Raw genomic sequence first — 14125 nt, 5'->3', positions numbered from 1 at the left:
ACCGAGCCCGTCTCCCCGTCCGGGAGAGGGGCTCGTTTCGTCTCCGGGCCTACCCCCTGGCGGTCGGCGAGACGTCGCCCATCGATTCGGCGGGGGCGGTGTAGGGGGCATCGGCGAGGCCGCCGACCTTGGCGGCCATCACGAAGTCGTTCTCGTGCAGGCCGTTGATCTTGTGCGTCCAGAAGGCGACGGCGCAATGGCCCCAGCCATAGCGGATCTCGGCGTGGTGGCCCTCAGCCTCGCACAGGTCGCCGACGCGCATGGCGAAGTCCTGGGCCTGGCGGAAGTCGGCGAAGCGGAACTCGCGCTCCAGCCGGTCCGGGTTGTCGAGGATGCTCCAGCCCGGCACCTGCACCAGATATTCCCGCGCCATCGCCCGGTCCATCGGCGGCACGCCGCCACGGCAGGGCTCGCACTGCTTGCTCGCCAGATCCTGTTGAGCGGTCATCGTCCGTCCCTCCTTGTCCTGCTGTCCGGCCTGTAATGCTGGGGGCGGGCAGCGGATTCGGCAAGGGTGCCGCCGGTGCGGGCGTTGAGCGGGGGGCCGGGCTTCGCTATACCGGGCCGGCGGGCCGAATGGCCGCCGCGCGCTGTTGTCACCGCGCGAGCCCACTGCAACTGCCGGATTTCCCGTCCATGACCGACCTGCCTTTCGCCGACTACCAGCAGCCGACCAAGCCCGCGGCCGGGCCGCGCCTCGCCATCGTCGGCGAGGCGCCGGGGGCGGAGGAGGCGCGGCTCGGCCGGCCCTTCGTCGGGCGCAGCGGCAAGCTGCTGGACGAGAACCTGGCGGCGGCGGGCGTGGAGCGGGCGGAATGCCTGGTGGCGAACGTCTTCCGCCACCAGCCGCCGGGCAACAAGGTCGGTCATTTCTTCTCGTCGCGCACCCGGGCCCGCAAGGAGGGCCGCGAGATCGACGAGCGCTGGGGCGCCTTCGGCACCTCCGACTATGTGCTGGCGGAATTCTCCGGCGAGATCGACCATCTGCGCGAGGCGCTGGCCGCCTTCGCCCCGCGGGTCGTCGTGGCGCTCGGCCGCACCCCCACCTGGGCGCTGACCGGGCGGAACGGCATCATGCAGCTCCGCGGCTCGCTGCTGCCCTGCCGGCTGCTCGACGGGGTGGAGGTGGTGCCGACCTTCCACCCCAGCTACATCCTGCGCGGCCAGCTCGCCGAGCAGCCGACCTTCCTCGCCGACCTGAAGCTGGCGGTGTCGCGGCTGGCCGGCTAACCCAGCGTCGCCGCCGCTTCGGCAAGGCCGAGGAAGGCGGGAAGCTCGTGGGTGACGACGTAGGTCGGGATGGGGGCGAGGAATTCCCGCATCCGTCCCTTCTCGGTGAAGCGCTTGCGGAAGCGGGAGTGGGTGAACAGCGCTCCCAGCTTCGGCACGATGCCGCCGGCGATATAGACGCCGCCGCGGGCGCCCAGCGTCAGGGCGAGGTTGCCGGCGACGGTGCCCAGCATGGCGCAGAACATCTCCACCGCCTCGACGCAATGGCTGTCGGTGCCGTTGACCGCGGCCTCCGTCACCCGGGCGGGGGTCAGCGGTTCCGGCTCGCGGCCGTCGAGGATGGTCAGGGCATTGTAAAGGTTGACGAGTCCGGGGCCGGAGATCACCCGTTCCGCCGAGACATGGTCGAAGCCCTTGCGGAGCTGCGCCAGGACGGCGCTCTCGCGGTCGCTGACCGGCGCCATGGTGATGTGGCCGCCCTCGCCCGACAGGGCCGTCCAGCCGCCCCGGCCGGGGACGAGGCCGGAGACGCCGAGGCCGCTGCCCGGCCCGATGACGCCGACCACCGCGCCCGGCTGCGGCGTTCCCTCGCCGACCTGCCGGCGGTCGGCCTCGCCCAGCCGGGGACCGACAGGGCGACGGCGGTGAAGTCGTTGACCGCCACCAGCCGCTCGAACCCCAGCGCGTCGCGCGTGCGGCTGACGGTGATGTCCCAGACCAGGTTGGTCATGGCGATGCGGTCGCCGACCACCGGCCCGGCGATGGCGAAGGCCCCGCGCTTCGGCCGCACCGGCGGGTTCACCGCCGCCAGATAGGCCTCGGCCGCGGCGTCCAGCGACGGGTAGTCGGCGCAGCGCAGGATCCGGGAATCATGGATGGTGCTGCCGTCCATCAGGCCGAAGCGGGCATTGGTGCCGCCGATGTCGGCGACGAGGGTCACGGCGTCGGAAGGATGGGCGGTGTCGCTGGTCATGGGCAGTCCCGGGCAGTCCGCAGCTCAGTCGTAGGGCGCGCGGGTCAGGGCATCGACGTAGCTTTCCCGCCACCAACCGATATCATGATTGCGCAACCGGCGCATCAGGGCGCCATGTCGCTCCTTGCGCTCCGGCAGCGGCATGGTCAGGGCGCGCTGCAGCGCGTCGGCCACGCCCTCGACGTCGAAGGGGTTGACGATCAGCGCCTCCTCCAGCTCGCGCGCCGCGCCGGCGAACTGCGACAGCACCAGGACGCCGGGATTGTCGGGGTCCTGACAGGCGACATACTCCTTGGCGACCAGGTTCATGCCGTCGCGCAGCGGGGTGACGAAGCCGACATTGGCCGCCCGGTAGAAGCCGGCGAGCGTGCGCTGGCCGAAGCTGCGGTTCAGGTAGCGGATCGGCATCCAGTCGAATTCTGCGAAGCGGCCGTTGATGCGGCCGGCCAGCTCCGACAGCTCGCGCCGGATGGCGATGTACTCCGGCACGTCCTCGCGGCTGGGCGGGGCGACCTGCAGGAAGGTGACGCGGTTGCAGTGTTCGGGATAGGACAGGAGAAGCTGTTCGAACGCCTCGAAGCGCTGCGGCAGCCCCTTGGAATAGTCCAGCCGGTCGACGCCGATGATCAGCCGCCGGCCGACGAGGCTCTCGCGCAGCCGCTCGGTCTGGCGCGAGCGGGCGGAGGTGCGGGCGATGCTTTCGAGCTGGGCGGTGTCGATGCTGATGGGGAAGACCTTGGCCAGCAGCGTGCGGCCGAAGGCGCGGACGGTGGCGGTCTCCTCGTCGCCGCGCTGCTCCACCTGGCCGTCCGTCTCCTGCCGGATGTAGTCGAGGAAGCCCCGCAGGTCGGTCACCGTGTGGAAGCCGACGAGGTCGTAGGCGCACAGCTCGCGGATCAGGTCGGCGTGGTTGGGCAGGGCGGTGATCAGCTCCGGCGGGGGAAAGGGGGTGTGGAGGAAGAAGCCCATCCGCTGGGTGCAGCCCTTGCGCCGCAGCTCCTCGCCGAAGGGGATCAGGTGGTAGTCGTGCACCCAGATCATGTCGTCCGGGCGCAGCAGCGGGTGGAGCCGGTCGGCGAACCAGGCGTTCACCCGCTCGTAGCCCTGGCGGGTGCGCCGGCTGACCGCGATCAGACCCAGCCGGAAATGGAACAATGGCCACAGCGTCTGGTTGGCGAAGCCGTTGTAGTATTCGTCATGATCGCGCCGCCCGAGATCCAGGGTCGCATAGGTAAGGCGCCCGGCCTCCGTCAGGGTCGGCTGGTCCTGTGATTCGCCCTCGACGACGTTGCCGCTCCATCCGAACCAGATTCCGCCGGTCTTCTTCAGCGCGGCCAGCACGGCGACGGCGAGTCCGCCCGCCGTCTGCTTCCCCTCGTCGATCGGCGCGACACGGTTGGACACCACGACCAATCTGCTCACGTTCCGGTTCTCCGTTTGCCAAACCGTTAGCTGTCCGGGGCGAAGCTCCGGCCGATGCCGCCGGCCCGTCTGGCACCCCGCATCGGCTGAAGCCAAGCCGGCGACAGGAACGAAACGACGGGTGGAAGGGTTGGTTCCAGGCTTGGAAGGGAGAGGTAGCCGTCGCTGTTCCTCCTACCCCCCAGGTCGGCCGCTGCGGCCAAGGTCCTTGTGCATTGCGGCCACAACATGGCGACACGCTATACAGTCGGTCATACGGTGAATATTGCTAGCGCTATGAAACGGAAGAAATATCTTCGCGGCTCTTGAATTCCGTCGCCGAGGCTTCATATTGTGCAGTGCGGCAAGGGTCCGGTTCTGGACCGGATTTTGCCGCAACGCACTTCTTGGGCGTTTCCTCCCTAGACTGAAGGCCGCGGCTCACCCCGCGGCCTTTTTTTCTGGGATGGACGCGTCGGCGGCGGAGCCGGCGCGGGGATCAGCGCGGCGCCAGCGCGGTCGGCGGAAGCTCGCCGAGGGTTGCGACCAGCTCCGCCATGTGGCGGGCCAGCACGTCGAGATAGGGCAGACGCTCCAGCGTCGCCTCGTTCATGTACAGGTTGCGGGCGATCTCGATCTGCAGGGTATGGACGCCCTGCCGGGGGCGGCCGTAATGGCGGGTGGTGTAGCCGCCGGCGTAGGGGCTGTTGCGGTTGACGCTGTAGCCCAGGCCGCGCAGGAAGCGTTCGGCGCCGTCGACGACCGCGGGCGCGCAGGCATTGCCGAAGCAATCGCCCAGGACGATGTCCGGCCGGTTGCGGTTGCGCTCTCCCTCCGCGGGGGAGGGCATGGAGTGGCAGTCGACCAGCACCGCGTGGCCGAAGGCGGTGCGGGTGGCGTCGACCAGCCGGCGCAGGGCATCGTGGTAGGGGAAGTAATAGCGGTTCACCCGCTCGCGCGCCTCGGCGAAGCGCAGCTTGCCGCGATAGATCTCCTCCCCGTTGGCGACGACGCGCGCGATGGTGCCGAGCCCCGCGGCGACCCGCGGCGAGCGGCTGTTGACGTAGGCCGGCAGGCTGTCGGCGAACATGTCGGGGTCGAGTTCGTAGGCCTCGCGGTTCACGTCGAGGAAGGCGCGGGGGAACAGCGCGCGGATCAGCGGGACGCCGAGCGCCGGGCTGCCGGCGAAGATCTCGTCGACGAAGCAGTCCTCCGACTTGCGCAGCGCCCGCGGATCGAGCTTGGACGACGCCAGGAAGGCGGCGGGATACCGGGTGCCGCTGTGGGGCGACGCCAGCACCAGGGGCCGCGTCTGGCGGCTGGGGGCCAGGATCTCGAAGGTGTCGTCCGGCTCGGTCGGGGCGTCGATGTGCGCATCCATGATCGACTGATGTAATGGACCCGTCGCTGTCTGTCACGGGCGACCTGTCCGCCATCCCGCCCGGGCGGCGGGCGGGACCGGACCGTCTGCGGGAACAACAGCCCGGATCGGGGTTCGGTCAGGGGGAGGAGGGCGCCGCATCGGGGTGCGAAAAAAATGCAAATAAGTGCTTGCCATGCCCGGCGGATCGCTTTATACACCCGCCCACGCCGAACGGACGAAACGAAGCGCCGGCAACGACGCGACGGAGTAGAAAGAAAAGGCAAGGATGGGCGCGTAGCTCAGCGGGAGAGCACTACGTTGACATCGTAGGGGTCACAGGTTCAATCCCTGTCGCGCCCACCATCCATGAAGGCCAGCAACCCAGACGGGTTGGCTGGCCTTCTCCATGTCTGGGCTAGGTTTGGCGGAAATGGGCTTGGCAAAAACTGGCTTGGCAAAAACTGGTTTGGCGGAACCGGGCCGGTTGCACGGGGATCTGCGAGGACATTGAGGAGGAGCTGCCCCGTGACGGCTTCGCCGACCGGCTCGGCCGCATCCGCATGATCGGGATGAAGGCCGAGGCGCGACGTTCGCCGGTCGGGGAGATGCAGCAGCCCGCCAGACCGGCCAAGTCGCCCGCCCCCGCCCTGCGGAACCTCCTCCCTTGATGCTTGACCGGCGCGGGCCGCTGATGCTGTCAATTCGGCTCCGCCGTCAGGAACCGCCATCAGGAACTCCAGGGCCGCCATGTCCCGCACCCACCTGCCGCTGAACGCGCTGCGTGCCTTCGAGGTGTCGGCCCGCCATCTCAGCTTCACCAAGGCGGGGCAGGAGCTGTTCGTTACCCAGGCGGCGGTCAGCCACCATGTGAAGAGCCTGGAGGACCGGCTGGGCGCCAAGCTGTTCCGCCGCCTGCCCGGCGGGCTCGCCCTGACCGACGAGGGGCTGCTCCTCCTGCCGGTGCTGCGCGACGCCTTCGCCCGCATCGGCGAGGTGATGGAGCGGTTCGAGGCCGGGCAGGTCAGCGAGGTGCTGACCGTCGGCGCGGTCGGCACCTTCGCGGTGGGCTGGCTGCTGCCCCGGCTCGACCGCTTCCGCGACCGCCACCCCTTCATCGACCTGCGCCTGCTGACCAACAACAACAAGGTCGATCTGGCGGGGGAGGGGCTGGACTTCGCCATCCGGTTCGGCGACGGCGCCTGGCACGGCACCCAGGCCGACGAGCTGTTCGCGGCGCCGCTCGCCCCGCTGTGCACGCCTCGCCTGGCGGCCGGCCTGCGCGAGCCGGCCGACCTGCGGCACCTGACGCTGCTGCGATCCTACCGCAGCGACGAATGGCCGGGCTGGTTCGCCGCCGCGGGCGTGGAGGCGCCGCCGATCCAGGGGCCGATCTTCGATTCCTCGCAGATCATGGTGCAGGCGGCGCTGCAGCATGCCGGGGTGGCGCTGGCCCCGCCGCTGATGTTCGGGCAGGAGCTTCTGGAGGAACGGCTGGTGCAGCCCTTCGCCACCACGCTGCGCACCGGCAGCTATTGGCTGACCCGGCTGAAGTCGAAGCCGCTGAGCGACGCGATGCAGGCCTTCCGCGGCTGGCTGCTGGCGGAGTGCGCGGGCTGATCCCTACTCCTCGCGGACCGGGAAGACCCGCTTCGCCACCGGCTCCAGCGACAGGCCCTGCACCACGATGCTGAAGGCGACGATGGCGTAGCAGGCGGCCAGGATATGCTCGCGGTAGGGCGTGTCGGGCAGCGAGAGGATCAGCGCCACCGCGATGCCGCCGCGCAGGCCCGCCCAGGTCAGCACCGCCAGCGCCGCCCCCTTGCGCCGCGCTCCCAGGTTCATGGCGAAGGCCGGCGTCAGGCTGAACAGCCGGGCGGCCAGCGCCACCGGGATCGCCAGCAGGGCGGCCAGCAGGTGCGGCCGGTCCCACGCGGTCAGCACCGTCACCTCCAGCCCGACGATCAGGAACAGCAGGGCGTTCAGCACCGCATCCACCATGGTCCAGAAGATCCGCAGATCGCGCCGGCTGCGCTCGCTGCTGACATGGCGGTCGGTGGTGTAGCCGATCAGCAGGCCGGCGACGACCACCGCGATGGGGCCGGAAACCTCCAGCAGCCGGGCAAGCGAGAAGGTGCCGGTGACCAGCGCCAGCGAGATCATCAGCTCCACCGTGCTCTCGTCCACCCGGCGCTTCGCCTCGAAGGCCAGCAGGCCGCAGACGAGGCCGAGCAGCCCACCGCCCACCGCCTCGCGCAGGAAGGCGACCAGGACCTCCTCGCCGCCGATGCGGCCGGTACCGCCGACGGCAAGCTGCAGCAGCAGCGTAAAGGCGACCACGCCCACGCCGTCGTTCAGCAGGCTCTCGCCCGAGATCACCGTGCGCAGCGCACCGGGCACGGGCAACCGCTCCAGAATGCTGGCGACGGCCACCGGGTCGGTGGGCGCGATGGCCGCACCCAGCACGAGACACCAGATCAGCGGCACCCCGGCGCCGATCCGGTCGAAGACGTACCACATGCCGACCCCGACGACGGTGGTGGACAGCACGACGCCGAGCGTGGCCAGCGCCAGGATCGTCCATTTGCGTTTCAGGATCGCCGCCAGATCCTCGTTCACCGCGGCGGCGTAGAGCAGATAGCCCAGCACCCCCTCCAGCAGGACCTTCGGCAGGTTCACCTGGTGCGCGATGTCGCGCAGCCACTCCCCCGCATCGAAGCGCACCGTGACGGCGTCGAGCGCGGTCAGGGCGAGCGCGGTGACGAGCCCCAGCAGGAACAGGGCGATGGTCTGCGGAAGGTGGAGCCAGCGCTGGTTCGCGAAGGCGAACAGCGCGGCGAAGGTCAGCAGGATGGCGACGAGGTCGAAGGGCGAGAGCATCGGCGGCCGTCAGCGGGGGAAGGAGAGCGGGCGGGACGGTCCGGGCGGCCCGCCCGCAGCCTGTCCCGGCGCCGGCGGCCTCAGGCGGCGCGGTTGACCGCCTCCTGGTTCACGACGGACTTGGCGACCATCGACAGGCGCTGGTCGGTGGCCTTCTCCTCGTCCAGGATGACGTGCAGTTCGGCCTGATCGTCGGTCAGGCCCAGCGCCTCGGCATAGGCGGCGGCGGTGCCGTAGGCGGCGATCTCGTAATGCTCGATCTTCTGGGCCGAGGCGATCAGCGCCGCATCGAGCAGCGGCCCCTGCTGCAGCAGCACCATCATCTTTTCCGCCTCGTCGATCAGGCTCGCCATCGCCTGGTCCTGATGGATGTCCGGCTCGTAGCCGTGGCGGTCGAGGATGGCGCGCACCCGGTCGCGCTGCGCCTCCGTCTCGTCGCGGTGGCGCAGCAGGGCCTGCTTCAGCGAGTCATGGCCGGCCCGGCCGGCCATCCGTCCCAGCGCCTCGGCCATGCGGCGTTCGGCATCGAACAGCTCCGACAGCTCGGCGAGATACATGTCCTTGAACGTATTGATCTGCATGGCGGTATCCTCGGTTGCTGGGACGGGGAACGGGCCTCAGGAGCGCGAGGTGGAAACGCGGCCGGCGCCGCCGGTGTCGGAGCCCGTCTCCGCGTCGCGGCCGCCGGAGCCGAGGCCGGCCATGGCCGACGCGCCCGCTCCCGTCGTCCGGGTTCCCGAGGCGCGGTCGGCGCCCGGCCGGCTGGCGCGGATGTCGTTCTGGACATGGCGGACGCCCGGGACGCCCTCCGCGATGTCCTCCGCCCGGCGGCGGGCGTTGCGGCTGTCGACGGTGCCGGACAGGGTGACTTCGCCGCCGCTCACCGTCACCTCGATGTCGGAGGCGTCGACATAGGGGTCCTCGGTCAGGCGGTCGTTGACGTCCTCGCGGATCCGCTCGTCGGGGCGGGTGTAGCCGCGCGGGCCGCGGCCACGGTGGCGGCCCTCCCCGGCATGGATGTTGTCCATGCGGTGCGGCCGCTCGGCATCCTCGTCGCCGAACCAGGCCGACGCCTCGTCGGCCTCGCGGTCCCAGAAGCGCTCGTTCTGGCCGCGCCCGTAGCGGCCGTAGCCGCCGAAGCCGCGGTAGGTCTGGCTGGTGCCGAAGTCCGTGCCGCCGCCGCCGCGGTGCGAGGCCCGGCCGTGACCGCCGAAATCCGAGCCGAAGCGGCCGTAATCCGCCGACCAGTCCTCGCGGCGGCGGTCGGTGCGCTCCATCCGCTGCCGATCGTCCCGCCGGTCGTGGTTGTCTGCCATGGTTGCGCTCCCAATGTCGGGGATTGGTTGGTTGTGCATCGTCCCGGTGCCGGCGGCGGACCCGCTGCCGGGTCGCCGCCGTTGCAGGGGAGAACAGCGGGACACGCGAAGAATCCCGGCCTATCGCCGGATACGCCGAGCAAGAGGGAGGAGCAGGGCATGCTGTTGCGTCAGGACGGCGACGGGGTGATCGCGATTTCCCAGCCGAGCCACGCCTGGCTGGCGGGGCAGCTCGCCCGCGGCTGGGGAAACGCCGCGTTCGAGCGGCCGGCACCCCACGAGGAGGTCTGCCTGGGTGCCGAACTGCACGACATCGGCTGGCTGTCCTGGGAATCCGCGCCGGTCCTGAACCCGGACAGCGGCCTGCCGCAGGATTTCCGCGAGGTTCCGGTCGCCACCCATGTCGACCTCTGGCGGTCCGGCGTGCGGCGGGCGCTGCAGTATGGCCGTTACCCGGCGCTGATCGTCTCCCTGCATGCCGACACCATCTATGGCAGCTACTTCCAGCCCGGGACGGCGTCGGAGGAGGAGCGGGGCCTGGTCCGGGCGTTGCTCGACGAGCAGCACGCCTTCCAGCGGGAGTGCGTGGCGGCCCTGTCGGCCAACCCGCGCCATGCCGGGCGGCTGGGGACGGAGGCGCTGGAGCGCAACCGGCTGCTGGTGGCGGCCGTCGACCTGATGTCGCTGCACATCTGCTGGGGCGTCCGGCAGGAGATCCGCGTGCCGCTGGTGCCGACGATGGGCGAGGGGCGGACCGCGCTGATCCTGCGGTCGCCGGGACAGGATCCCGCGGCCCTGACGGTGTCGCCCTGGCCCTTCGCCGCCGACCGGCTGGAACTGGTGGCGGAGGGGCGCCGGCTGCCCGGCCGCTTCACCGACGAGACGGCGATGCGGCGGGCCCTGGGCGAGGCGGAAACCGCCGTGCTGACCGTCACCCTGTCGCCCGGTTGAGCGGCCGGCTGGAGCATGGCGATAATTTCTACTTTCAAAATAGGAAATAACGCGCCATCATTCCGAAAAAATTGCGTGGATCAACCACCAAGCACCGGAGGAAAGACGCGAAATACAGCCGTTCGCCAGACCGGACTTCGCCTGCCCCTTCCAGCCATCTATCGGCCCGGGGCCGGGCTGTTCCAGGATCGCGGACGCTTCAACCGGCCGGGACCGTCAAAACGGCCGGAATAACAACGTGGCTGAGACGTCGACCTTCGGTGGCTTACCGACGCGGCTTCCCGAGCGCGGATGCGCAGGGGGGCCGCACCGTCGTGCAACGGGAGAGAAGGACAGCCCATGTTGACACCGCATATGCCGAAGCACCGCATCGCCAGACAGCATGTCGCGATCGTCGGCGCCGGCTTCACCGGCAGCATGCTCGCCGCCCACCTGCTGCGCCGCTCCGACCGGCCGACCACCGTCACGCTGATCGAGCGGGCGCCCACCCCCGGCACGGGGCTGGCCTACTCGACGCCGAACAGCGGCCATGTCCTGAACGTGCGCGCCTACAACATGAGCGCCTTTCCGGACGACCCGCGGCATTTCCTGCGCTGGCTGTGGGCGCATGACAGCGACCTGCCGATGCCGCCGAGCGGCCACGCCTTCGTCTCGCGCGCCTGCTACGGCGCCTACATCCGCGACGTGCTGGCCGAGGCGCAGGCCGCGGCCCCGCCGCAGGTGACGCTGAAGCATGTCCAGGGCGAGGTCGTCGACACCGCCGGCACCGGCGACGGCATCAGCCTGCGCCTGTCCAACGGGCTGATCGTCACCGCCGACGTCGCGGCGCTGTGCGTCGGCCACTTCCCGCCCTCGCCGCCGGCCGTCGCGCCGACCGATCTCGTGGCGTCGCACCGCTTCATCGGCGATCCGTGGGACCAGCAGGCGGTCGCCGCCATCGGCCGCGACGACACGGTGCTGATCCTCGGCACCGGCCTGACGATGGTGGACACCGTGCTGTCGCTGGAGGAGCAGGGGCACCGCGGGCGGATCGTCGCGGTGTCGCGCCGCGGCCTGCTGCCCAACCGGCACGAGGAGGTCCGGCCCTACAAGTCCTTCGTCTGTCCGGAGGTGATGCCGCGGACCGTGCTGGACGTGCTGATCGCGCTCAAGGCCGACGTGCGGCGGGCGCAGGACCAGGGCTATGACTGGCGGTCGGCCTTCGACGCGCTGCGGCCCCACCACCACCGCATCTGGAAGCATCTGCCGCTGGAGGAGCGTCGGCGGTTCCTGCGCCATGCCCGGCCGTTCTGGGAGGTGCACCGGCACCGGATGGCGCCGGAGGTGGCGGACCGGATCGCGGCGGCGCTGGCCTCCGGCCGGCTGTCGGTGCGGGCCGGGCGCATCCGCTCGCTCGCCCTGACCGGGGACGGGGTGGAGGTGGCGGTGCAGCCGCGGCGGTCGGGGGACGGGCGCTGGGTGATGACCGTCGGGGCGATGATCAACGCCGCCGGCCCGGAATGCGACTATGAGCGGGTGCGCCATCCGCTGGTGCGCTCGCTGCTCGACCGCGGGCTGGCCCGGCCGGACGAGCTGCGGCTGGGTCTGGACGTGACGGAGGAGGGGGCGGTGATCGACGCCGCCGGCCGCGCGTCCGAGCGGCTGTTCGCCTTCGGCCCGGTGGCGAAGGCGCCCTTCTGGGAGATGACCGCGGTTCCCGAACTGCGCTCGCAGTGCGCGGCGGCGGCGGAGCGGCTGGCCGCCCGTTCCGCCCTGGCCCCGGGGGCGTCCCTGACAGGAGTCGCGGGGACCGGAGTCGGAGGAACTCCGGGCGCCCCGCATGTGCAGGGGCCTGCCTGACCTCCCGCGAGCCCGCTCAGGCCGCCAGCGGACGGAAGCGGAGCGGCCGGCGGGCGAGGGCGGAGTTGCTGTAGCCGGCGACGGTGGTGATCTCCGCCCCGACCCAGTCGGGCAGGGGAAAGACCGTCTCGGGGTGCGGCAGCTCGATCTCGGCGATGACCAGCCCGCGGTTGTCGCCGTGGAAGACATCGATCTCCCACAGGAAACCGAAGTGATCGATGCGGTGCCGGGTCTTGATGATGAGGCTGCCGGTGCAGGCCTCGTTGATCAGGCGGAGCGCCGTCTCGATCGGCAGTTCGCGCTCCACCTCGGTCCGGCAGCAGCCGCATTTGCGGCTCTTCTTGGTGAGGAAGGCTCGTCCGCCGGCAACGCGCACCCGTGCGGTGCTGCCGTTGCGGGCGGGCAGATAGCCCTGGACGATTCGCTCCCCCGGCCGCAGCAGTCCTGCGGGCAACGACCCGCGGACCAGGAAGCGGCGTTCGATCTCCTGGGGCATGGCTCCCGGCCTCTGCTCAGTACCGGTCTCGGCCACCGGCGAGGCGAAGGGTATCACCGCGGGAAATCATCGCAAGCGGAACACGGGTGCAGCCGCGAACAGCCCAGCCATGCAGGAATTGCCTTGATAACCCTTTATCGTGGGGGGTGCGCGCTGCGGAGCGCCGCAGTGCGGGTCCCCCGAAAGGCGTTATTCGATCGGCGGTAGCGACGGCGCCGCGGGCTCAATCCACCTTGGCGTGGGCGATCGCCTCGCGGACGCTGACGCCCTTGCGCAGGATGTTGTCCACCGCGCGGCCCTGCACGTACTTGATGCCGACCTTGTGCGCGTAGACGAGGCTGGCGACGCTGTCGCAGCGCGCCAGGATGAACTTGCAGCGGTCCTGCTCGGCGATGCGGTCGCGGAAGAACTTCTCGAAGGTCGGGTCCATCTCCAGCATCTCGTTGGACCAGAAGATCTTCGCATAGTCGGCGTTCAGGTATTCCAGGTCGAAGTTGGTGACCCAGAAGGGGTTGAGCCCGTCCACCGCGATCTGGTAGCGGCGGTCCTGCGCGAACTCCACCACCTCGTTGAACAGGGGCAGGTTCTCGATCAGGTCGCCCTTGGAGACCTCAAGCACCACCTGGCCGCGGAAGTCGATCGGCAGCCGCTCGTCGAACTTCACGAAGCCGGTGGAGATGACGGTGGACAGGTTGATGTTGATGCCGATCCGCCGCCCGCGCATGAAGCTGAGGCCGTGGTTCAGCGCCCGCAGCACCGACTGGTCGAGGTTGGCGGTGAAGTAGTTGAACAGCCACTTGTTGGCCGTGATGTCGTAATCCGGGCAGAGCCGTTCCTGCAGCAGCTTGATGGAGATGTAGAGCTCGAAATACTCCATCTCGTCCGGGCCGCCGCCGGCGCTGCCGATGTTGGCGACCGCCTGGTTGAACAGGAAGGGCGACAGGTCGAACATCTGCATCGAGCGTTCGAGCTTGCCCAGTTCCTCCAGCGTGATCGGCGGCTTGGTCTCGGTGGAGCCGATGCCGGTCTCGCTCGCCTGCAATTCCTCGATGAAGCGGATGACGTTGATGAAGTTCAACGCCAGTTCCATGATGGAATAGAGCGAGTATTCCTTGTAGGGGTTGGCGCCGGTCAGCGTCGTCTTCGACAGGAAGACCTGTTCCAGCTTCTGGCAGACGTCGGTGACGCCGGTCAGCTTCAGGCCCTTGTAGAGGACGATGACGTCACCGTTGGAGATGTTGAAGGACTGCAGGTAGGAGGCCTTGGTCCCCAGTTCCTGGATGATGGTGCGGACCATCATCTGGCTGGCCGGATCCTTGTCCTTCAGCAGGGACAGGTGCATGTGGATCAGCCGCATGCCCTGCAGCTCGTTCTTGGCGGAGCGCAGCAGGTTCAGCAGCTTGTCGTTGTCGAACTCGGGCTTCTGGTCCTTGGCGGCGGCAACGGCGGCCTGCTTCTCCATGGAAGACAGGCGGACCCGGTCACGACCCATCGGTGGCTTGCCGCCGAACCTGCTCATACGCGCATTCCCCCAAGCGGACCCTCTCCCCCGGCAGCCACCCGACGGCAAGGAATCGGTCGTACGCTGTCTTTGTGCCAACCTTCTATTAAAATGCCTTAAGGCGTGGTTAACAGCGAGAATATCCCCGCCGCACGGCTAAGCTATGTTGCATCCGCGC

12 protein-coding genes, 1 tRNA gene and 1 pseudogene are annotated in these 14125 nt (G+C 69.7%); 5 read left to right on the top strand and 9 right to left on the bottom strand.

What is annotated here, in order from left to right; all coding sequences use genetic code 11:
- Positions 1-49 precede the first annotated feature (49 nt).
- Positions 50-448 carry a 4a-hydroxytetrahydrobiopterin dehydratase gene (locus DEW08_RS14730; RefSeq protein WP_109328300.1) on the bottom strand — a complete coding sequence of 133 codons (399 nt, stop codon included), beginning with the start codon at positions 446-448 and terminating at the stop codon, positions 50-52.
- 188 nt (positions 449-636) lie between these two features.
- Here DEW08_RS14730 and DEW08_RS14725 point away from each other — a divergent pair, with 188 nt between their 5' ends.
- Positions 637-1230: a uracil-DNA glycosylase gene (locus DEW08_RS14725; RefSeq protein ID WP_109328298.1), complete on the top strand. Its 594-nt coding sequence runs from the start codon at positions 637-639 to the stop codon at positions 1228-1230.
- On the opposite strand, the pseudogene glk reads toward DEW08_RS14725, so the two are convergent.
- The 3 genes and pseudogenes from glk to DEW08_RS14710 form a co-directional block, all read right to left on the bottom strand.
- Positions 1227-2122 (bottom strand): annotated as a pseudogene (glk, locus tag DEW08_RS14720) (glucokinase). The gene DEW08_RS14725 and the pseudogene glk sit on opposite strands and share 4 nt — an antisense overlap.
- 105 nt (positions 2123-2227) lie before the next feature.
- Positions 2228-3625 carry an alpha,alpha-trehalose-phosphate synthase (UDP-forming) gene (gene otsA / locus DEW08_RS14715; RefSeq protein WP_109328296.1) on the bottom strand — a complete coding sequence of 466 codons (1398 nt, stop codon included), beginning with the start codon at positions 3623-3625 and terminating at the stop codon, positions 2228-2230.
- Positions 3626-4103: 478 nt separating this feature from the next.
- Positions 4104-4985: an N-formylglutamate amidohydrolase gene (locus DEW08_RS14710; protein WP_109328294.1), complete on the bottom strand. Its 882-nt coding sequence runs from the start codon at positions 4983-4985 to the stop codon at positions 4104-4106.
- 270 nt (positions 4986-5255) lie between these two features.
- On the opposite strand from DEW08_RS14710, the gene DEW08_RS14705 reads away from it, so the two are divergent.
- Both DEW08_RS14705 and DEW08_RS14700 read left to right on the top strand, forming a co-directional pair.
- Positions 5256-5330, top strand: a tRNA-Val gene (locus DEW08_RS14705).
- A gap of 384 nt (positions 5331-5714) precedes the next feature.
- Positions 5715-6584, top strand: coding sequence for a LysR family transcriptional regulator (locus DEW08_RS14700; RefSeq protein ID WP_109328292.1), 870 nt, complete (start codon positions 5715-5717; stop codon positions 6582-6584).
- Positions 6585-6587: 3 nt separating this feature from the next.
- On the opposite strand, the gene DEW08_RS14695 is transcribed toward DEW08_RS14700, so the two are convergent.
- The 3 genes from DEW08_RS14695 to DEW08_RS14685 all read right to left on the bottom strand — a co-directional run bounded on the left by DEW08_RS14695 (position 6588) and on the right by DEW08_RS14685 (position 9160).
- A complete protein-coding gene (locus DEW08_RS14695) occupies positions 6588-7844 on the bottom strand; it encodes a cation:proton antiporter (RefSeq protein WP_109328290.1) in 1257 nt (418 codons plus the stop codon).
- 80 nt (positions 7845-7924) lie between these two features.
- A complete protein-coding gene (locus tag DEW08_RS14690; protein WP_109328288.1) occupies positions 7925-8425 on the bottom strand; it encodes a YciE/YciF ferroxidase family protein in 501 nt (166 codons plus the stop codon).
- A gap of 36 nt (positions 8426-8461) precedes the next feature.
- Positions 8462-9160, bottom strand: a complete 699-nt coding sequence (locus tag DEW08_RS14685; RefSeq protein WP_109328285.1) for a BON domain-containing protein — start codon at positions 9158-9160, stop codon at positions 8462-8464.
- Between the two features lie 159 nt (positions 9161-9319).
- Between DEW08_RS14685 and DEW08_RS14680 the strand changes: the two genes are divergently transcribed.
- Positions 9320-10111, top strand: a complete 792-nt coding sequence (locus DEW08_RS14680; RefSeq protein ID WP_109328283.1) for a DUF3891 family protein — start codon at positions 9320-9322, stop codon at positions 10109-10111.
- 339 nt (positions 10112-10450) lie between these two features.
- Positions 10451-11950: an FAD/NAD(P)-binding protein gene (locus DEW08_RS14675; RefSeq protein ID WP_245986287.1), complete on the top strand. Its 1500-nt coding sequence runs from the start codon at positions 10451-10453 to the stop codon at positions 11948-11950.
- Between the two features lie 16 nt (positions 11951-11966).
- On the opposite strand, the gene DEW08_RS14670 is transcribed toward DEW08_RS14675, so the two are convergent.
- A complete protein-coding gene (locus DEW08_RS14670) occupies positions 11967-12446 on the bottom strand; it encodes a CYTH domain-containing protein (RefSeq protein WP_109328279.1) in 480 nt (159 codons plus the stop codon).
- A gap of 223 nt (positions 12447-12669) precedes the next feature.
- Positions 12670-13965 carry a hypothetical protein gene (locus tag DEW08_RS14665; RefSeq protein WP_109328277.1) on the bottom strand — a complete coding sequence of 432 codons (1296 nt, stop codon included), beginning with the start codon at positions 13963-13965 and terminating at the stop codon, positions 12670-12672.
- Between the last annotated feature and the right edge of the window lie 160 nt (positions 13966-14125).

The sequence above is a fragment of the Azospirillum thermophilum genome, assembly GCF_003130795.1.
In the GTDB taxonomy this organism is placed as follows: domain Bacteria; phylum Pseudomonadota; class Alphaproteobacteria; order Azospirillales; family Azospirillaceae; genus Azospirillum; species Azospirillum thermophilum.
This window is presented reverse-complemented; position numbering and strand designations above follow the sequence as displayed.